Source organism: Sulfurivermis sp. (assembly GCF_059410345.1).
Genome location: NZ_JBLJDO010000006.1, coordinates 145,298 through 164,469 on the forward strand (window position 1 = coordinate 145,298; position 19,172 = coordinate 164,469).

The 19,172-nt window shown below is 65.9% G+C and carries 16 protein-coding genes; 9 read left to right on the top strand and 7 right to left on the bottom strand.

Annotated features, from left to right (window positions below; genetic code table 11):
* Positions 1-139 precede the first annotated feature (139 nt).
* On the top strand, positions 140-2,647 hold the full coding sequence (locus ACMV8A_RS07350; protein WP_495325112.1) for an HD domain-containing phosphohydrolase: 2,508 nt from the start codon (positions 140-142) through the stop codon (positions 2,645-2,647).
* A 5-nt stretch (positions 2,648-2,652) separates the two neighbouring features.
* On the opposite strand, the gene ACMV8A_RS07355 is transcribed toward ACMV8A_RS07350, so the two are convergent.
* From ACMV8A_RS07355 to ACMV8A_RS07365, 3 genes are read right to left on the bottom strand one after another with little or no spacing between them, the layout of a single operon-like run.
* Positions 2,653-2,973: a DMT family transporter gene (locus ACMV8A_RS07355; RefSeq protein ID WP_495325113.1), complete on the bottom strand. Its 321-nt coding sequence runs from the start codon at positions 2,971-2,973 to the stop codon at positions 2,653-2,655.
* The gene (locus ACMV8A_RS07360; RefSeq protein ID WP_495325114.1) at positions 2,973-3,419 is read right to left on the bottom strand and encodes an NfeD family protein; all 447 of its coding nucleotides are present in this window, start codon (positions 3,417-3,419) and stop codon (positions 2,973-2,975) included. The genes ACMV8A_RS07355 and ACMV8A_RS07360 overlap by 1 nt, the downstream gene beginning before the upstream one ends.
* A 4-nt stretch (positions 3,420-3,423) precedes the next feature.
* Positions 3,424-4,356, bottom strand: a complete 933-nt coding sequence (locus ACMV8A_RS07365) for an SPFH domain-containing protein (protein ID WP_495325148.1) — start codon at positions 4,354-4,356, stop codon at positions 3,424-3,426.
* 79 nt (positions 4,357-4,435) lie between these two features.
* On the opposite strand from ACMV8A_RS07365, the gene ACMV8A_RS07370 reads away from it, so the two are divergent.
* Both ACMV8A_RS07370 and ACMV8A_RS07375 read left to right on the top strand, forming a co-directional pair.
* Positions 4,436-5,209: a tRNA 2-thiocytidine biosynthesis TtcA family protein gene (locus ACMV8A_RS07370; RefSeq protein WP_495325115.1), complete on the top strand. Its 774-nt coding sequence runs from the start codon at positions 4,436-4,438 to the stop codon at positions 5,207-5,209.
* 2 nt (positions 5,210-5,211) lie between these two features.
* Entirely contained in the window at positions 5,212-6,084 is an 873-nt protein-coding gene (locus ACMV8A_RS07375) for a lysophospholipid acyltransferase family protein (protein WP_495325116.1), read from the top strand.
* 123 nt (positions 6,085-6,207) lie between these two features.
* Here ACMV8A_RS07375 and ACMV8A_RS07380 read toward each other — a convergent pair whose 3' ends face one another.
* The 3 genes from ACMV8A_RS07380 to ACMV8A_RS07390 are packed head-to-tail and all read right to left on the bottom strand — an operon-like array spanning position 6,208 to position 9,021.
* Positions 6,208-7,146: a lysophospholipid acyltransferase family protein gene (locus tag ACMV8A_RS07380; RefSeq protein WP_495325117.1), complete on the bottom strand. Its 939-nt coding sequence runs from the start codon at positions 7,144-7,146 to the stop codon at positions 6,208-6,210.
* A 1-nt stretch (position 7,147) separates the two neighbouring features.
* Positions 7,148-8,029 carry a fructosamine kinase family protein gene (locus ACMV8A_RS07385; protein ID WP_495325118.1) on the bottom strand — a complete coding sequence of 294 codons (882 nt, stop codon included), beginning with the start codon at positions 8,027-8,029 and terminating at the stop codon, positions 7,148-7,150.
* Complete coding sequence (locus tag ACMV8A_RS07390; protein WP_495325119.1) at positions 8,026-9,021, bottom strand: glycosyltransferase family 9 protein; 996 nt, start codon at positions 9,019-9,021, stop codon at positions 8,026-8,028. The genes ACMV8A_RS07385 and ACMV8A_RS07390 overlap by 4 nt, the downstream gene beginning before the upstream one ends.
* A 144-nt stretch (positions 9,022-9,165) precedes the next feature.
* On the opposite strand from ACMV8A_RS07390, the gene ACMV8A_RS07395 reads away from it, so the two are divergent.
* From ACMV8A_RS07395 to ACMV8A_RS07420, 6 genes are all read left to right on the top strand, one after another.
* On the top strand, positions 9,166-9,717 hold the full coding sequence (locus ACMV8A_RS07395) for a pyridoxamine 5'-phosphate oxidase family protein (protein ID WP_495325120.1): 552 nt from the start codon (positions 9,166-9,168) through the stop codon (positions 9,715-9,717).
* 102 nt (positions 9,718-9,819) lie between these two features.
* A complete protein-coding gene (locus ACMV8A_RS07400) occupies positions 9,820-11,271 on the top strand; it encodes an HDOD domain-containing protein (protein WP_495325121.1) in 1,452 nt (483 codons plus the stop codon).
* A 401-nt stretch (positions 11,272-11,672) separates the two neighbouring features.
* Positions 11,673-13,862 carry a primosomal protein N' gene (locus ACMV8A_RS07405; RefSeq protein WP_495325122.1) on the top strand — a complete coding sequence of 730 codons (2,190 nt, stop codon included), beginning with the start codon at positions 11,673-11,675 and terminating at the stop codon, positions 13,860-13,862.
* Positions 13,863-13,963: 101 nt separating this feature from the next.
* On the top strand, positions 13,964-15,724 hold the full coding sequence (argS, locus tag ACMV8A_RS07410; protein WP_495325123.1) for an arginine--tRNA ligase: 1,761 nt from the start codon (positions 13,964-13,966) through the stop codon (positions 15,722-15,724).
* Between the two features lie 4 nt (positions 15,725-15,728).
* On the top strand, positions 15,729-16,343 hold the full coding sequence (locus tag ACMV8A_RS07415; protein WP_495325124.1) for an SPOR domain-containing protein: 615 nt from the start codon (positions 15,729-15,731) through the stop codon (positions 16,341-16,343).
* Between the two features lie 251 nt (positions 16,344-16,594).
* Complete coding sequence (locus ACMV8A_RS07420) at positions 16,595-18,616, top strand: methyl-accepting chemotaxis protein (RefSeq protein ID WP_495325125.1); 2,022 nt, start codon at positions 16,595-16,597, stop codon at positions 18,614-18,616.
* A gap of 44 nt (positions 18,617-18,660) precedes the next feature.
* On the opposite strand, the gene ACMV8A_RS07425 is transcribed toward ACMV8A_RS07420, so the two are convergent.
* Complete coding sequence (locus tag ACMV8A_RS07425) at positions 18,661-19,170, bottom strand: hypothetical protein (RefSeq protein ID WP_495325126.1); 510 nt, start codon at positions 19,168-19,170, stop codon at positions 18,661-18,663.
* Between the last annotated feature and the right edge of the window lie 2 nt (positions 19,171-19,172).

A 19,172-nucleotide genomic window follows, 5' to 3' on the forward strand; every position in this document is an offset into this window, starting at 1 on the left:
TACCCCCGACCTCATGCCTAAGCATCCCGCTTGGTAGATATCCTTCCCCTGGGTAGCCACACTTGGTATAAGGGTGTGGCGCACCACGCTAAAACCATAATTAAAACAAGGATATATTGGCACAGGATGGGGCCACGGCATGCGACTGCAACACCAATGGCTTAGGAAGGGCGTGCTGCTGCCGGTGGCACTGGCGGTGATCGTCTCCAGCGTCATCCTGCTGGTGCTGCTCCTGGCGGTGCTGTCCCAGAGCGCCAAACAGGAGTTTGCGCGCGACTTTGCCGTGGTCAACAACCACTGGGACAGCCAGCTCACCCGCCACGCCACCAAGCTGCGCACCGTGGGGGAACTGGTGATCGCCGATATCCCCTTGCGCGCGGCACTCACCGCGGCCGACAGCGTCAGTCTTGGCCAGATTGCCCCACCCCTGTACGCGCGCTTGCAACGGGATTACCGCATCACCAGCCTCAGCCTGCTCACTGCTGACGGTGTCGTATTGCTCGGCCTGCACCACCCCACCCCTGCCGGCGAACGCCTGCAGTCCGCCGTGTTGCAGAATGCCATGGCCAGCGGCCTACCGCAGACCGGCCTGGAAATCGATCATTGGAACAATCTGCGCCTGTTCAGTGCCATCCCCTGGCGCCAGGATGGACATCTGCTGGGTTATATCGTGCTGGGCGAGGCGTTTGAAGAGCTGGCCGGTGAACTGGACAAATTGTTCACCATGCAGCATCTCGTGGCCCTGCGCATGCCGCATTCCATCACCATCCTGCCGGCCACCGTCAGCGCGCCACCGGGCGCATTACTGCAACTGCTCCACGCGGGCCGTATGCAGGAGCTGGAACAGGGCGTGGCGCTGGAACGGGCCGAAAAATGGTATTTCGCCGGCGCCATCCCGCTGGCCGATGCGGCCAATACTCCACTGGGCTGGCTGGTAACGCTGCGTGATGTCAGCGATGTGCGCGCCACCCTGCTGTTGAGCGCTGCGGTCATCGCTCTGGTCACCTGCGCCATCCTCGTCGTGCTGTTGTTCTTCCTCCACCACGTCACCCGTCACGCCGAGGGCTTGATGGCAGAGTCGGAACGCGAGCTGCAGCAGGCGATGGAGCAACTGGAAACAGCCCACGCCGAGTGGGTCGAATCCTTTGACGCCATCGAGCAACCGATCTTCATCCACGACGATCAGTTCCGCGTCATTCGCGCCAACCGCACCTATGCCGAACGGGCCGGCATGAACTTCCATGACCTGATCGGAAGACCCTACTGGCAGGTCTTCCCGCGCAACGGCGGCCCCTTGCCGGGCTGCGCCCGTGCCATGGGCAACGGCGGCGACCGCAACGAAGAAGAGGTGCGCCTGGACGACGGCAGCGTGTACATCTCCCGCGCCTTTCCCATCCGGGACGACAACGGCGACTACCGTTTTTCCATCCACGTCATGCAGGACGTCACCCAACTGGAACAAACCATGTCGGCCCTGCAACATGAGATGCGCGCGCGGCGCACCATCAGCGCCAGCAACCAGGCGCTTATCCACGCCGACAATGAAGAGGGACTGCTACAGGAGGTGTGTCGCATCGCCGTCGAGGAAGGCGGTTATCGCCTGGCATGGGCGGCGTACACCGGTAGCGCCGAGAATCACAGCCTGCGGCCCGTCGGCGCCTCCGGCATCGCGTTAGAGGAACTGCAGCACTGGCCGATGAGCGGGTCGGAACAGCCTGCGCAGCAACTGCTCTCGGCTCGCGCCATCCGCCACGGCGAGATACAGGTCGCACAGGACATTCAGCACGACGATGCCGCACCGGAGAATGCCGCCTTGGCGCGCAAGTACGGTTACGCCGCCGCCGCGGCCTTTCCCCTGCGCACCGGCACTGACACGCTGGGGGTGTTGTTCATTGCTGCCGACGCACCCCACGCCTTCACTGCCGCGGAGATCGACATACTGCACGAACTGGCCGGCGACCTGGCCTATGGCATCGACGCGCTGCGTGGGCGCCAGGAACGTGTCCGCATCGAGCATGCGCACGCCAGCACTCTGGAGCGGCTGAAAAACCTGCTCAGCAATACCGTGCTGGCCTTGTCCACCGCCGTGGAGGCCCGCGACCCCTACACTGCCGGCCATCAGCAACGCGTCATGGATCTGGCGATGGGCATCGCCCGCGAGCTGAGGTGGGAAGAAGAACGCGTGGAAGCGCTCGGCATCGCCGCCCTGGTGCACGACGTGGGGAACATCTACGTGCCGGCGGAGATCCTCAGCAAGCCCGGCAAGCTGTCGGCGGTGGAATTCGAGCTGGTGAAGAATCACCCGCACATCGGCTACAAGATTCTCAGCACCATCGACTTCCCCTGGCCCATCGCCGAAATGGTGCTGCAGCATCATGAAACCATCGACGGCGCCGGCTATCCCTCGGGCCTGAAGGACGGCGCCATCCTGCTCGAATCGCAGATCATCGGCATTGCCGGCATGGTGGAGGCCATGGCCTCACACCGGCCCTACCGGCCCGCCGTCGGCGTTGCCGCCGCACTGGAAGAGTTGCAGCGCGTGCGTGGCGTGAAGTTCGATGCGCGGCTGGTCGACACCTGCCTGCACCTGTTTCACCACAAGGGCTACCGCCTGGTGCACAGCGCCGATCACCCGCCCCTGGGCTAGGGCACTCAATCGTGGGCGATGAATTTCAGACCCGCGATGGAGCCGATGAGCGTGCAGAGAAAGAACGCGCGCCAGAAGGTGAGCGGATCCTTGAAGAACAGGATACCGATGATGGCGGTGCCGAAGGCGCCGATGCCGGTCCACACCGCATAGGCGGTGCCCAGCGGTATGGTCTGCATCGCCTTGGACAGCAGCCAGAAGCTGATGCCGCCGAACAGCAGGGTCGACAGTGTCGGCCCGAGGCGGGTGAACTGTTCCGACATCTTGAGGCTGGTGGTAAATCCCAGCTCGAAGAGGCCGGCCAGCAGAAGATAATTCCAGCCCATCAGACCACTTCCACCTGCAATACCGTGCCGTCCACACCGGTGACCTTCACCCGGCTGCCCGCCGCGCAATCGGCGCCGTTGATCTTCCAGGTCGAATCGTCCACGTGGATCTTGCCCTGGCCGTTGACGATGGGCTCTTCCAGGGTGAAGGTGCGGCCGACATACTGGGCGCCGCGGCGATTGAGCGTGGGCCGGTCGGTATGGATGGGACGCCTCTTCAGGTAATTACGCCCCAGCACGGTGGCGACCACGGCCAGCACGGCAAAACCCAGTACCTGATACTCCCAGCCCAACCCCGGCGCGATGAGCGCCACGCCGCCGATGACGGCGGCGGAGATGGCCATGAACAGGAAGAAGGTGCCGGGGGTGAACACCTCCAACACCACGAACAGCACGGCGAGGATCCACCAGTGCCAGTGATTGAGCTGCTGGAACATGTCGTCCATGGCCTCAGCCCCGCTTGGTCTGCTGCTGCGCCAACGAGTTCTTGGCCAGCTCGGCGATGCCGCCGATGGCGCCGATCACGCCGGAGGCCTCCAGCGGCATGAATACCACCTTCTGGTTGTCGGCCGCGGCGATGTGTTGCAGGGCCTCCACATACTTCGTGGCAACGAAATAATTGATGGCGTTGATATCGCCCTTGGCGATGGCCTCGGACACCATGAAGGTGGCCTTGGCCTCGGCCTGCGCCAGGCGCTCGCGCGCCTCCGCCTCGCGGTAGGCCGCCTCGCGCTTGCCCTCCGCTTCGAGGATGGCCGACTGCTTCTCGCCCTCGGCGCGCAGGATCGCCGCCTGGCGGTGGCCCTCGGCCTCCAGGATCGAGGCGCGCTTTTCGCGCTCGGCCTTCATCTGCCGCGCCATGGAATCCACCAGGTCGCGCGGTGGCGAGATATCCTTGATCTCGATGCGCGTCACCTTCACACCCCACGGCGTGGTGGCGTCATCCACCACATGCAGCAGTTGAGCGTTGATCTTGTCGCGCTGCGACAGCAATTCGTCCAGATCCATGGAACCCATCACGGTACGGATGTTGGTCATGGTGAGGTTGAGGATGGCGAGCTGCAGCTGGTTCACCTCATAGGCGGCCTTGGCGGCATCGAGCACCTGGAAGAACACCACACCGTCCACCCGCACCATGGCGTTGTCCTTGGTGATCACCTCCTGCGACGGCACATCGAGCACCGTCTCCATCATGTTCATCTTGGCGCCCAGGCGGTCGATCACCGGCACGATGAAGTGCAGCCCCGGCTCCAGCGTGCGGGTGTAACGGCCGAAGCGCTCCACCGTGTACTCCATGCCCTGTGGCACCGACTTGACGCCGAGGAACACCAGCACCACGGCCAGCGCGAGCAGGAACAGCACGAATGTGGCGAAACCTTCCATGGGGGACTCCTTGATGGTTATGGGATGCGCCATCCTAGCACCTGCCCGCGCCGGGCGGGAATGGCGTAAAATCCGCGCCATGAACATCAAGCCCCCCAAATCCCTGTTGCGCCTGGTCGGCCAGGCCATCGCCCACTACGGCATGATCCGCGAGGGCGACCGCATCCTGCTCGGCCTGTCCGGCGGCAAGGACTCGCTGTCGCTGCTGCATGTGCTGCGCCACCTGCAACGCGCTGCGCCGGTACACTTCGAGGTGGGCGCCATCACCGTCGACCCGCAGATTCCGGCCTTCAATCCGGCGGCCCTGAAACCCTACCTGGCGGAGCTGAGCGTACCCTACTTCTTCCAGGAACAGCCGATCATGGACGACGCCACCAAGCACGCCAGCGATCCCGGCTTTTCCTTCTGCGCCTTCTGCGCGCGCATGAAGCGCGGCATCATCTACAGCACCGCGCGGCGCGAGGGCTACAACGTCATCGCCCTGGGCCAGCACCTGGACGACCTGGCGCAGAGCTTCCTGATGTCGGCCATGCACCGTGGCCAGCTGCGCACCATGAAGGCCCACTACACCATCGACGCCGGCGACCTGCGCGTGATCCGGCCGCTGGTCTACGTGCGCGAGCGGCAGACCGCCGCCTTTGCGGCCGCCGCGGAACTGCCCATCGTGCCGGAGAACTGCCCGGCCTGTTTCGACATGCCCACCGAGCGCGAACACATGAAACAGTTGTTGCTTGGTGAAGAGGCTCGCTTCAAGCACCTGTTCCGCAACCTGCTGCACACCATGCGCCCGCTGATGGGCGAGCGTGTCGATGGCCGCGATGCCGTCGAGGACGGCGACACGGACGGCATGTAGTCGTGCATCCGCTTGCACTATTCCTGCTGCGCCTGGTGGTGCGACTGCCGCTGCCTTGGCTGCATGGCATCGGCGCCTTTCTCGGCTGGCTGTCCTGGCTCGTGCCCAATCCGAACAAGGCCGTTACGCTGCGCAATCTGGAACTGTGCTTTCCGCAATGGGATCGCGCAGCGCGCAATGCGCTGGCGCGGAGCACCCTGATCGAAACCGGCAAGGCGCTGCTGGAGACACCGCTACTGTGGTTGGCGCCGGGGGAACGCGTGCTAGGGCTGGTGCGCGAGGTGCGCGGGCTGGAACTGATGGAACAAGCGCTGGCTGGCGGCAGGGGGGTCATCGCGGTATCGCCACATTTGGGTAGTTGGGAACTGTGCGGCTTGTACCTGACGCGCTATGGCATCACCAGCCTGTACCGCCCGCCGCGCAAGCAGGCACTGGAAGAACTGATCCGCGGTGCCCGCGAACGCCTCGGCGCCACCCTGGTGCCCACCGACGCCCGCGGCGTGCGCGCCCTGTATCAGGCGTTGTCGCGCGGTGGCCTAATCGGCATCCTGCCGGATCAGGATCCGCGCGACGAGGCCGGTGCCTTCGCCCCCTTCTTCGGCATCCCGGCCAAGACCATGACCCTGCTGCCGCGTCTGGCGCACAAAAGCAGTGCCCCGGTGGTGTACACCTTCGCCGAACGTCTGCCCCGCGGCCGCGGCTTTTGCCTGCACTTTCTGCCGGCGCCGACAGGCATCGCCAGCGACGATATGATTACCGCCGTCACCGCGCTCAATCAGGGGGTGGAACAGTGCGTGCGCATCGCGCCGGAACAGTATCAGTGGGCCTACAAACGCTTCCGCACCCGGCCGGAGGGCGAGGCACCACTGTATTGAGGCAGCGATCTCAGTAAACTGCCGACGGCCACAGACTGGCTACGATCATGATGGTCATGGCGGCTCGGTAATGCATGGGTATGTCCTTTCGGACGGTTCATACCCCTTAATACCTTTCCGACTTCAGTACGGCCGCTCGCCCCCATCCGGCCGCGTCTGAAACAGGCGCTGGCCCCACATATATTGCTCCGGCGCCAGCATCACCAGCTCCTCGAAGGCCGCGTTGAGTCGCCCGGCATCGGCGACGTGATCGCCGCTCGGCACGCCGTGCAGCGGCGGCAGGATCTGCACCACATAACGCTTGTCGCTGGCGCGGTAATAAGTGGTGCAGGGAATGAGCTGCGCGTTGCACAACCGCGCCAGACGGAACGGCGCGGTGAGCGTGCACTTGGGCACGCCGAAAAAGGGCGCGAACACCGCCTCGCCGCCGTGGCCGTCCTCGTCCACCGGGTAGAAGAACACCCGCCCCGCCTTCACCTCGCGGATCACCGGGCGCATGCCCTCTTCGCGGGTATACAGCCGGCAACCGAAACGGGTGCGCCGGTGCGCCATCAGCCATTCGATGAGCGGATTGCGCATGCGGTTGGCGTAGGTCACCAGCGGCCAGCGACCGGATAGGGCGATGCCGCCGAAGTCCATGCCGTGGGAGTGCACCGTCACCAGGATCGCCCGGCCACCTTCGCTGAGCACCTGCGCCAGATGCTCTTCACCCTCGATGACGATGCGGGAAAAAAATCGCTGCCGGCTGGCCCACCAGAACAGGCCGAAATCCGCCAGCGCGGCGCCCTGGGAGCGGAAGCTCGCGCGCAGCACGGCCTCGCGCCGCGCAGCATCCCAGTGATTGAACGACCAGGCCAGATTGAGGCGGGCGATGCCGCTGCGCTTGGCGTTGCGGCGGTATGACTGCGTACCCAGCCATGCGCCGAGGCCGCGCCGCAACAGCGTCGGCAGCATGCCCAACAGCGCATGCAGACCCAGGCCCAGCCAGATGCCCCAATAGCGCGGCGCAAGAAACTCGCGCGGCAACGGCGGCGGATACATGTGGGAGGTGTCGTTGGCCATGTCAGCGCAGCTCACTGAGCAGTTGGTCGATCATGCGTTCCGCCTGGTTGCCATAGCTGCCGCCGAACATGTGATAGTGATTGAGCACGTGGTACAGGTTGTACAGCGTCTTGCGCACCCGGTAGCCCGCATCCAGCGGCCAGGCCGCGTTGTAGGCGGCATAAAAGCCGGGACCAAAGCCACCGAACAGCTCCGTCATGGCGATATCCGCCTCGCGGTCGCCATAGTACACCGCCGGGTCGAAGATCACCGGCTCGCCGGTGGCGGTCACGGCGTAGTTACCCGACCACAGATCGCCGTGCAGCAGCGACGCCTGCGGCGTGTAGCCGCTGAACAGGTCGGGCATGCGATCGAGCAGTTCCTCGCCGCGCCGGTGCAGCCGCCTGTTGCCGCCCTTTACCGCCAGGTCAAGCTGATGGCCCAGGCGCCGTTCGCACATGAACTCCATCCAGTCCATGCTCTGTTCGTTGGGCTGCGGCGTGGAGCCGATGGTGCTGTCGCGCCACCAGCCGTATTCCTCACGCACCACCCGGTGCATGGCCGCCAGTTGTCGCCCCAGCGTCTCCTGCGCACCCTGTCCCGACAGATCCAGCCACTCCAACACCAGAAACGCCTGCCCCGCAGCAACGCCATGACACAGCGGCTGCGGTACGCGCACCGTATGCGTGGCCGCGATCTCGTTCAGCCCATCCGCCTCGGCGGCGAACATGTCGTGCCGGTCGGCCGCATTGAGTTTGACGAACCAGCGGCGCGCGCCGTCATCGACCTCATAGGCGCTGTTGATGCAACCGCCGCCGACACTGCGCTGGCCGCGCAACACGCACGGCGCACCACTGGCGCGGCCGATGGCAGAGGCTATGCCCTCCCACAATGCCGCACTCATGCAGCCGCCTGCCAGCGCCGCAGCACCGCGTCGAACACCTCGTCCACCGTGATGAGTTGCATGCAGCGGTTGTCGGTGCAGGTCTTGTGGCGCGGGGTGCCGTAGCAGGGGCCGCACTCGATGTCGTGACGAATCAGCTGCACCTGCCCCGGCGCGCCATAGGGCGCTGTCTGTGTCGGCCGTGTCGGGCCGTACAGACCGAGCACGACGGTGCCGACAGCGGCGGCGATGTGGACCGGACCGGTATCGGTGCACACCAACAATTCGGCCCGCGCCATCACCCCGGCCATGGCCGGCAGGTCGGTGCGGCCGGCGAGGTTCAGGCCGCCGCCCGCCGCCACCTCGGCGGCCAGCGCCGCCTCGGTGGGCGCACCGGTGATCACCGTGGCAATGCCGGCGGCAGTCAGGCGGCGGTTCAGCTCCACCCAGCGCGCCGTGGGCCAGGCGCGGATGTTCACCCGACTGCCGCCGCTGTGGCTGTTGCCCGGATGCAGCACCACGAAACGGACGGGCAGGCCGGCGGGCGGCGCGGCCGGAACCAGATGCGGCAGGGCACCCGCGGCTTCGAAGCCGGCGACCGCCAGCACGGCGCGATGATTCTCCACCCCGTGCCGGTCCTGCCACTCGGCGCCATCGCCATAGCCCACCACCCGCTCTGCCCGCAACGCATGGGCGAAGCGGTGCATGTAGGCAGCGCACTCCAGATTGAGCACCAGGGCATAAGGGTCACGGCGCGAACTGCGCACCAGGGCGCGTTTCACCGACGACAGCCAGAGGGGCAGCTTGCGGTATTTGAGGCAATGCACCCGGGCAATGCGCCGGTCGGCGCCGAACAAGGCCGCCGAGCCCGGCGTGGCCAGCCATTCGATACGGGCATCGGGCCAGCGCGCCAGGATCGGATCGAGCACGCAGCTGGCCAGCACGGTGTCGCCCACCGCGCCGCAGCGGATCACCAGTACCCGTGGTCCCGTCGAATTTTCTGCCTTGGCCATCGTGCCCGCCCCAAACAAAGCGGCGATTATACGGCGAAACGCGTTGAGCCACGGCGGGCACGCAGAAAAGCCGCTCTGCCCATGCAGTACGATTGTGTGGTAACAATGACCCCGTACCCTCCGTCTCCTCCGTGGTTAAACAACATGGCCAAAGTACTGCCTGAAATCGACGCCGAGCTCGCCGCCTGGATGGCGGCCCAGCCCCTGTTCTTCAACGCCACCGCGCCGCTGGCCGCCGACGGCCACGTCAACCTGTCACCGCGCGGCCTGGACACCTTCCGCGTGCTCGGCCCGCTGGAGGTGGCCTGGCTCGACCTCACCGGCAGCGGCAATGAAAGCGCCGCCCACCTGGCGGAGAATGGCCGCCTGACGGTGATGTTCTGTGCCTTCAGCGGCCCGCCGCGCATCCTGCGCCTGTACGGCCACGGCGAGGTGGTGCTGCCCGGCAGCCCCGCCTGGGCGGAACTACGGCCGCGCTTTGGGGACTTCCCCGGCGTACGTCAGATCGTGCGCCTGGCGGTAGAACGGGTGCAGACCTCCTGCGGTGCCGGCGTGCCGCTGCTGGACTATCGCGGCCAACGCGAGGAGCTGCTGGCCTGGGCGCGCAACAAGGGCGAGGACGGCATGGCGGAGTACCGGCGGCAGAAGAATGCGCTCAGCATCGACGGCCTGCCGGCGCCGGGCACGGAGCGCTAAAGCCCCGCATCGGCCGTCGATGGCCACCGGAAGGCGGTCCTCTGCGGCGGGGTTTCCTTGTGTATACTGCATGACAAATCTCAACCTTTCCGGACACCCTCTTTGAAATCCGCCAAACGCAGCTCCCTGGACGAATGGGTCCGTCGCATCAGCGAAGAGGAGATGCCCATCTTCGGGCACACCGTGCAACAGGTGGTGAGCGTGGCCGAAAATGAGAACGCCTCCACCGCCGAACTGGCCCGCGTCATCCTGCAGGACGCCTCCATGACGGCACGCGTGCTCAAACTGGCCAACAGCGTCTACTACAACCCCCACATCCAGCAAATCAGCACCATCAGCCGCGCCGTGGTGGTGCTGGGCTTTACCACCGTGCGCAGCATGTGCCTGTCCATCGCCCTGGTGGACTCCTTCGTACAGGGCGCACCGCGCGACCGCCTCACCCGCGAACTGGCCCGCGCCATCCATGCCGCCGTGCAGGCCCGCACCATCGCCATGGCGCGCGAGGACGAGTCGCCGGAAGAGGTATTCATCGCCGCCCTGCTCTACCGCCTGGGCGACCTGGCCTTCTGGTGCTTCGGCGGCCCGGCCGGCGACCGCCTGGATACCCTGCTGCGTCAGCCCGGCATCACACCGGAACAGGCCGAAATGGAGGTGCTCGGCTTCCACCTGCGCCAGCTTACCGCCAGCCTGGTCAAGGAGTGGCGCATCAACGACCTGCTCATTGCCACCCTGAAAAATCCCGACAGCCAGGACGCGCGCATCCGCAACATCACCCTCTGCCACCAGTTGGCGCGGGCGGCGGAAAAGGGCTGGGAGAGCCCCAAGGTCCTGCAACTCACCCTGGACCTGGCCAAGATGACCGGCCAGAGCGACAAGGCCGTGAGCACCAACCTGCATCAGAATGCCCGTGACGCGGCCCGCATCGCCGGCTATTACGGTGCCGCCGCCGCCGCTGCGGTGATCCCCCTGCCGCGCGGCGAACAGGTGGTGAGCGAGGAGGAACTCAACGTCCCGGAGTACCCGGAGCCGGACGGCATGCTGCAACTGCGCATCCTGCGCGAGCTGGCCCTGCTGCTGGACGACCCCAAATCGGACTTCAACCTGGTGCTGGAGCTGGTACTGGAAGGCATCTACCGCGGCGCCGGCATGGATCGCACCCTGTTCGCCCTGTACACACCGGAGCGGCGCGGCCTGCGCGCCAAGTTCGCCCTGGGCGGCGAACGGGAGGCCCTCATGGGCGCCTTCCACTTCGATCGCCGCCCGCAGGAGGAGAACCTCTTCTTGCACCTGCTGGAAAAGCCGGTCGCCCTTTGGTTCGACCCTGCCAAACGGGCCGAACAGCGCCGCTGGCAGACACCCCAGCTGGCCGAGGCAGTGGGGCGGGCCCCGTTTTTCGTTGCCCCCATCATGGTCAACGGCAGTGCCATCGGCCTGTTTTATTGCGACCGCGCCCTCAGCGAGCGCCCCCTGGACGAGGAGAGCTTCGAGAGCTTCAAACACTTCGTCCAGCAGGCGGGACTGGGGCTGGGCCACCTGTCGCAGCGACGCCGATAACACAGCCACCCCCGCCCGACAAGCCCCGTTTCAGGCCCATGCAGAATTTTTATGCACAGTCAACAGGGCGGTAACAACAGCCCCCGCATCTTTTCCTGCTTACTCCATAAGCACCCGGCAATAACAAGTAACGCATTGATATCAATACATTTTTGTGGACGGTCAAATTCTCGCCAGTTTAACAAAACTGTAGCAGTGGCGCGGCCTAGGACCCATTTACCCCAACTCATCCACAAAGTTATCCACAGGTTTTGTGGATAATCCGTCTTCCGCTGGCGGCACAAGGAGTTAGCCGATATTTCGCAGATTCCCCCTCAAACAGCGCCGCTAACTACAGCCGCCTTTCGCGTGGCGATGCAATCCGTCTGCTTTCCCCGCCCCGCCTTCGGTAAACTCCGCCCATGCCCCGCCCCGTGCTCCACATCGCCATCCCGTCGCCATTGCGGCGCCGCTTCGACTACCTCGCCCCAGCCGCGACCGTGGCACCCGGCTGCCGGGTACGTGTCCGTTTTGGCAACCGTCCGCTGGTGGGCGTGGTCCTCGGCGCCGCCGAGCACAGCAACGTGTCCAGCGACAAGCTGCGGCCGGTGGCGGAGGTGCTGGACAGCGAGGCGCTGTTGCCTGCCGACATCCTGGAGCTGCTCGACTGGGCGAGCACTTACTATCACCATCCCATCGGTGAGGTCCTGGCAGCCGCCCTGCCCGTGGCCCTGCGCCAGGGCGAGCCGGCGCAGCCGCGCAGCCTGCGCCGCTACGCCCTGACCGAGGCCGGCCGCAGCGCCGATCCCGCCCAGCTCAGGCGCGCTCCGCGCCAGGCGGCCCTGCTCGCGCATCTGCAACGCCTCGCCGCCCCGGCGGGAGGCGACCAGCTGGCCGAGGTGGAGGGCTGGCAAGGGGCCATGGCGGGACTGGAGAAAAAGGGCTGGGTGGCCGTGGCGGAAACCCCGGCCCTGCCGCAGGCGGGCGCGGCCACGGATACCCCGCCGCCGCTGGGCGCGGCGCAACAGAGGGCGGTGGACACCGTCGCCGCCGCCTTCGGCCGGTATGTCGGCTTCCTGCTCGACGGTGTCACCGGCAGCGGCAAGACCGAGGTCTATCTGCGCCTCATCGAGCAGGCTCTCGCCACCGGCCGCCAGACCCTGGTGCTGGTGCCGGAGATCGGCCTCACTCCGCAGTTGCTGGAACGCTTCCGCCATCGCTTCGCAGTCCCCATCGCCGTGCTGCACTCGGGCCTGGCCGATGGCGAGCGTCTCAACGCCTGGCTCGCCGCCCGCGCCGGACTGGCGCCCATCGTCATCGGCACCCGCTCGGCGGTGTTCACGCCCCTGCCCCATCTCGGTCTCGTCATCGTGGATGAGGAGCACGACCCCTCATTCAAACAGCAGGACGGCTTCCGCTACTCGGCGCGCGACGTGGCGGTGGTGCGGGCGCAGAAGGCGGGCGTACCCATCGTGCTCGGCTCCGCCACGCCGGCCCTGGAGAGCCTGGCCAACGCCGCCACCGGCCGCTACATCCGGCTGGAACTTCCCGAGCGCGCCGGCAGCGCCATCCATCCGCAGCTGCGCCTGCTCGACATCCGCCACCAGCGCCTGGACGGCGGCGTCAGCGAGCCGCTGTACGGCCTGATGGCGCGCCACCTGGAGCGCGGCGGCCAGGTACTGCTGTTCCTCAACCGGCGCGGCTACGCCCCGGTGCTGCTGTGCCACGACTGCGGCTGGGTGGCGAGCTGCCTCCGCTGCGACGCCCACCTCACCTACCACGCCGGTCAGAAACGCATCCGCTGCCACCACTGCGGCACCGAGCGGGCCGTGCCGCAGCGGTGCGGCGGCTGCGGCAGCCACGACCTACGTCCCATCGGCCACGGCACCGAGCGGGTGGAGGAGGCGCTGCGCGCCCGCTTCCCGGACATCGGCATCGAGCGCATCGACCGCGACGCCACCCGCCGCAAGGGCAGCCTGGAGGCCAAGCTGGAACGGGTACACAGCGGGGAGGCGCGCCTCCTCATCGGCACCCAGATGCTGGCCAAGGGCCACCACTTCCCCGACGTCACCCTGGTGGGCATCGTCGACGCCGATCAGGGACTGTTCTCCGCCGACTTCCGCGCCGGCGAGCGCATGGCCCAACTCATCCTGCAGGTGGCGGGACGGGCCGGTCGCGCCGAACGGCCCGGCGAGGTGCTGATTCAGACCCACCACCCGGATCACCCTCTGCTGCGCCTGCTCATCGAGCAAGGCTACGGCGCCTTCGCCGCCGCCGCGCTGGACGAGCGCCGCCAGGCCGAACTGCCGCCCTATTCCTTCCTCGCCCTGCTGCGCGCCGAGGCGCCAGGCGCCGCCGTACCGCTGGCCTTTCTGGAAGAAGCACGGCAACTGGCCGAGGGACTCCAGCCCGCAGGCGTCATGCTGCTCGGCCCGGTCCCGGCGCCGATGGAACGGCGCGCCGGCCGCTACCGCGCCCAGCTGCTGCTACAGGCAGGGAACCGCGCCGCCCTGCACCGTCTGCTCGATCGCTGGCTGCCGCTACTGGAGGAAGCGAAGACCGGGCGCAAGGTGCGCTGGTCGCTGGATGTGGACCCAGGAGAGATGTTCTGAGTACCGCGGCAAACGGGGACAAGAGACAAGGTGAATCTGTATACTTCACCGCGCCGGCCCGTCTTTGATCTCTTTCCTCCTTTGCTCTTGTACCTGACCCCATGAAACACCACCTGCAACAGCTCATCACCGCCGCCCTCGACACCCTGCGCGCCAATGGCACGCTGGACTGCGCGCTGCCCGAGTCCATCGTCATCGAGCACACCCGCGACAAAAGCCACGGCGACTTCGCCTGCAACGTGGCGATGCCGTTGGCCAAGGCTGCCCGACGCAAGCCGCGCGAGCTGGCGGAACTGATCACTGGCGCGCTGCCGGCCTCCGCCAAGGTGAGCAAGGTGGAGATCGCCGGTCCCGGCTTCATCAATTTCTTCATGAGCCCCGCGGCCTTCACCGCCGTGGTGGGCGAGGTGCTGGAACGCGGCGCGGCCTTCGGCCGTTCCACTCTCGGCAATGGCAAGCGGGTGCAGGTGGAGTTCGTCTCCGCCAATCCCACCGGTCCGCTGCATGTGGGCCACGGCCGCGGCGCGGCCTACGGCGCCACCGTCGCCGACCTGCTCGCGGCGGTCGGCTTCAACGTGCACCGCGAGTACTACGTCAATGATGCCGGCCGCCAGATGGACATCCTCGGCACCTCGGTGTGGCTGCGCTATCTGGACCTGTGCGGCGAGGCCATCCCCTTCCCGGTCAACGGCTACAAGGGCGACTACGTGTGGGACATCGCCGCCACCCTGCACCGCGACCATGGCGATGCCTTCCGCCATCCCGCGAGTGCGGTGTTCCAGGACATCTCCCCCGACGAACCGGCCGGTGGTGACAAGGAAGTGCACATCGACGAACTCATCGCCCGCGCCAAGACGCTGCTCGGCGCGACGGCCTATCGCCAGGTGTTCGACCTCGGCCTCAACGTGATCCTGGCCGACATCAGGCAGGATCTGGAGGAGTTCGGCGTCGCTTACGAGGAGTGGTATTCCGAGCGCACGCTGGTGGAAAGCGGCAAGGTGGACGAGGCGATCCGTCGCCTGCAGGCCGCCGGCCATGTCTACGAGCAGGAGGGCGCCCTGTGGTTCCGCTCCACCGCCTTCGGCGACGAGAAGGACCGCGTGGTGGTACGCGACAACGGCGTGAAGACCTACTTCGCCTCCGACATCGCCTATCACATGGAAAAGCTGGAGCGCGGCTTCGAGCGCGTCATCGACGTGTGGGGCGCCGACCATCACGGCTACGTGCCGCGTGTGAAGGCTGCATTGCAGGCCATGGGCGACGACCCGTCCAAGCTGGATGTGCTGTTGGTGCAGTTCGCCATCCTCTACCGCGGCGGCGAGCGCGTGCAGATGTCCACCCGCTCCGGTTCCTTCGTCACCCTGCGCGAGCTGCGCGACGAGGTGGGCAACGACGCGGCGCGCTTCTTCTACGTGCTACGCAAGTGCGAACAGCACATGGACTTCGATCTGGATCTCGCCAAGTCACAGTCGGCCGACAATCCCGTCTACTACATCCAGTATGCCCATGCCCGTGTCTGTTCCGTGATGCGCCAGCTGGGCGAGAAGGGCCTGTCCTACGATCAGGCTGCCGGACTGAAACACCTGCACCTGCTCAGCGAGCCGCACGAACAGGAGTTGATTCAGGCGCTGACCCGCTACCCCGAGGTGGTGGAGGCGGCGGCACTCAGCCACGAGCCGCACCAGCTGGCCCACTACCTGCGCGAACTGGCCAACGGCTTCCATACCTACTACAACGCACACCAGTTCCTGGTGGACGACAGCGGCCTGCGCGATGCGCGCCTGGCCCTGATCAGCGCCGTGCGCCAGGTGATCGGCAACGGTCTGTCCCTGCTCGGCGTGTCCGCACCGGAGACCATGTAGCTTCATGGCCACCCGCGACTACAAGAAACGCTCCCAGGCCAAGCGCGCCCCCGCCAAAAAGGGCGGCGGCGCCCCCGGCTGGCTGTGGCTGCTGGCCGGCCTCGCCGTCGGTCTGCTGGTGGCCTTCCTCATCTGGCTGGAGAAGCTGCCCACGCCCAAGCCGGCGCCGGCCAAGACGGCGGTGGAAAAACCCGCACCGGCCAGGACCGAGACCAAGGACACGCGCAGCGTAAAGAAGGAGGCCGCGCCCAAGGCCCCGGACGCCCCGGCCAAGGACGAGCGCAAGCTGGCCTACGACTTCTACACCCTGCTGCCAGAGATGGAAGTGCCGGTACCCGACAACGAACCCACGGCGCGCGGCCTGCCGCCCGCCCCGGTGGCCCCCGGCAGCTATGTGGTGCAGGTGGGCGCCTTCCGCACCCTGAAGGACGCCGATGCCCGCAAGGCGGAGCTGGCCCTGCTCGGCATCGTCTCCTCCATCCAGGTGATCACCATCGACAACAACACCCTGCACCGCGTGCGCGTCGGTCCCCTCAGCGACATGAACCGCCTGGATCAGGTGCGCAGCACCCTCAAGCAGCACGACATCCCCTTCATGCTGTTGCGCGAGAAGAGCTGACCTGCCGTGGCCAAAACGGTACAGAGAATCGACGGGTCACAAAAAATTCATGCCCCCCCTTGGTGCGAACACCGTCACATTTTCTCCTAACCTTTTGATTTATTGATATTTATCAATTTTCTCCCCTTGCCCCTATTCCCGATTGGAGCTATAAAGAATCCGCTTATCCCGCCGTCCACCAGAAGACGTACACCATCGGGATAGCGGCATTCGGCGCCTGCGCCGGCGCTGTTGAACAAGGAGAGGGGAATATGGACATGGTCTTCAAGCCCGGCATCGGGCTGCTCAATCGTTTGCGTTACCCCCACAAATTCCTGCTCATCGGCGTGATCTTCCTCGCGCCGCTGGTGGTGATGGGCTATTTCCTCATCAACGAGGTAAACCAGCGCATCCGCTTCATGGAGCAGGAGCGGCTCGGCATCGAGTACATCGCCCAGTTACGCAAGCCGATCCAGGATATCCAGCAGCACCGTGGCATGAGTGCGGCCTTTCTCAACGGCGACGCCAGCTTCCGCGAGCGCATGGAGCAGCGCCAGGCGACCGTCGACAGCCAGTTCGCCAACCTGCGCAGCGTCGATCAGCGTCTGGGCGGCGCCCTCAAGACCGGCGACAAACTCGCCACCCTGGAGCGCGAGTGGGCCACACTGAAACGCGAGGTGACCGGTTATACCGCACCGCAAAGCTTCGAGCGCCACACCGCTCTCATCGATGGCCTGCGCGATTTCATCACCTATGTCGCCGACACCTCCAACTTGATCCTCGATCCGGAACTGGACAGCTACTACCTGATGGACCTGATGGTGGCGCGCCTGCCGGCACTCACCGAAGGCATGGGTCAGTCGCGCGCCATCGGCTCCGGTGTCGCGGCGCGGCATGCCTTCACGCCGCAATCCTGGGCACAACTGGCGATCCGCGTCGATCGCATCCGCGAGGCGGAAAAGGCCTTGGCATATAATCTGGACACTGCGATGCGGGAGAATCCGGCCCTGACGGGCAAGCTGAAACAGGCCGGCGCAGCGGCCACGGGGACCGTGGCCAGCTATGCCAGCCTCATCAGCGGCATGCTGGAAAAGGATCAGGTCACCGTCACCGCCGCCGAGATATTCGACCAAAGCACCCGCGCCATCGATGCCGTCTTCGGGCTGTTCGATATCATCGTCCCCACGTTGGATGAGCTGCTGACCCAACGCATCACCGACTACAACAACATCAAAACTCTGACCCTGGCCGTCATGCTATCGGTACTGCTGGCGATGGTGTACATCTTCTCGGCCTTCTATATGGCGGTGCTGCGCTCCATTGCCGATCTGAAGGACGCCATCCATCGCATGGCCGGTGGCGACCTGACCGTCCAGCTGACGCTGCATACGCGCGACGAGATCCGCCACATTGCCGATCAGATCAATGCCATGGGCAGCCGCTTCCGTGAACTGGTAGGTAACGTATTGCGCTCCACTCACCAGGTGGCGACTGCGGCAGAAGAGTTGTCTGCCGTCAGCGAGCAGACCAACCAGGGCATCAACGAACAACTGGCGCAGACCGATCAGGTGGCTACCGCCGTCAACCAGATGAGCGCCACCGTGCAGGAAGTGGCGCGCAGCGCCGCCTCCACCTCCGACGCCACCCGCAATGCGCAGGAAGAATCGCACACCGGCCACGGCGTGGTGCGCGACACCGTCCGCACCATCAACACCCTGGCGGAAGAGATCCGCAGCGCCGCCGCCGCCGTACGCAAGCTGGGTGATGACAGCGAGGAGATCGGCAAGGTACTCGACGTCATCCGCACCATCGCCGAACAGACCAACCTGCTCGCCCTGAATGCCGCCATCGAGGCCGCCCGTGCCGGTGAACAGGGCCGCGGCTTTGCCGTGGTGGCCGACGAGGTGCGCACCCTGGCCGGACGCACCCAGCAGTCGACCCAGGAGATCCAGGCGATGATCGAGCGCCTGCAATCGGGCGCACGTCAGGCCGTGCAGGCCATGGTGGCCAGCGAGAGCAAGACCGAGGAGGGCGTGGCCATGGCGGCCCGCGCCGGCAATGCGCTGGAATCCATCACTCGCTCAGTGGCCACCATCGCCGACATGAGCGCGCAGATCGCCGCCGCCGCCGAGGAACAGTCCACGGTCGCCGAGGAGATCAACCGCAACGTGACACAAATCGCCTCGGTATCGGATCAGAATGCCGCCGCCTCCACCCAGACCGCCTCGTCCAGCACTGAGCTGGCGCGCCTGGCCGAGGAACTGAGCGGCATGGTGGCGGTATTCAAGGTTTGAATTTTGCTACACCTGCCACGCTTGCGCGGCGGCTGACGACAGCGTCAGCCGCCGCGAAACGCGATGATGCCGAACAACACTGCCAGCACCACAATGACCGCTACACCGCCCACGGCCACGGAGTTGTAGGTCTGCGCCAGCTTGCGTTGCAGCCTTGCCACCTCCTGCCCCTGCATGACCAGTTCGGCTTCCAGTTCGTGCTCCCGTTGTGCCGCACGCTTCAGGTGCCGGCGTAGATCCGCGGCCTCTTCCTCCAGCTTTCTGCGCTCCTCATCCTGAGCAGCGGTAGCGACGTCATTCTCAGCCCCATCCTTGGCATCGCCCAGGATCACCATGCCTGGCTCCTGTTTCTTCAGAACGAAGTTGAGAGCGTGCTCATGGGCCCGCAGCTCGGCATACAGCCGCGCCGGCACCAGATTCATGTCGTGCATCCGGTCCTGAAGACGCTCCTTGGCCGCAGTGATCTCGCCTGGCGTATGCATGATCAGGCGCCGGTAGGTATCGATATAGGCCACGGCGTCGGCGGCCATGAATTTACGTACGGCGTCGGCCATGC

Bases quoted from the DNA above. Each gene is read 5' to 3' on its own strand.
- ACMV8A_RS07395 (WP_495325120.1), top strand. From the start codon at position 9,166: ATGGCCAAAGTACTGCCTGAAATCGACGCCGAGCTCGCCGCCTGGATG.
- ACMV8A_RS07415 (WP_495325124.1), top strand. From the start codon at position 15,729: ATGGCCACCCGCGACTACAAGAAACGCTCCCAGGCCAAGCGCGCCCCC.
- ACMV8A_RS07380 (WP_495325117.1), bottom strand. From the start codon at position 7,146: ATGGCCAACGACACCTCCCACATGTATCCGCCGCCGTTGCCGCGCGAG.
- ACMV8A_RS07425 (WP_495325126.1), bottom strand. From the start codon at position 19,170: ATGGCCGACGCCGTACGTAAATTCATGGCCGCCGACGCCGTGGCCTAT.
- ACMV8A_RS07370 (WP_495325115.1), top strand. From the start codon at position 4,436: ATGAACATCAAGCCCCCCAAATCCCTGTTGCGCCTGGTCGGCCAGGCC.
- ACMV8A_RS07385 (WP_495325118.1), bottom strand. From the start codon at position 8,029: ATGAGTGCGGCATTGTGGGAGGGCATAGCCTCTGCCATCGGCCGCGCC.
- ACMV8A_RS07360 (WP_495325114.1), bottom strand. From the start codon at position 3,419: ATGGACGACATGTTCCAGCAGCTCAATCACTGGCACTGGTGGATCCTC.
- ACMV8A_RS07390 (WP_495325119.1), bottom strand. From the start codon at position 9,021: ATGGCCAAGGCAGAAAATTCGACGGGACCACGGGTACTGGTGATCCGC.
- ACMV8A_RS07350 (WP_495325112.1), top strand. From the start codon at position 140: ATGCGACTGCAACACCAATGGCTTAGGAAGGGCGTGCTGCTGCCGGTG.
- ACMV8A_RS07355 (WP_495325113.1), bottom strand. From the start codon at position 2,973: ATGGGCTGGAATTATCTTCTGCTGGCCGGCCTCTTCGAGCTGGGATTT.
- ACMV8A_RS07365 (WP_495325148.1), bottom strand. From the start codon at position 4,356: ATGGAAGGTTTCGCCACATTCGTGCTGTTCCTGCTCGCGCTGGCCGTG.
- ACMV8A_RS07405 (WP_495325122.1), top strand. From the start codon at position 11,673: ATGCCCCGCCCCGTGCTCCACATCGCCATCCCGTCGCCATTGCGGCGC.
- argS (WP_495325123.1), top strand. From the start codon at position 13,964: ATGAAACACCACCTGCAACAGCTCATCACCGCCGCCCTCGACACCCTG.
- ACMV8A_RS07420 (WP_495325125.1), top strand. From the start codon at position 16,595: ATGGACATGGTCTTCAAGCCCGGCATCGGGCTGCTCAATCGTTTGCGT.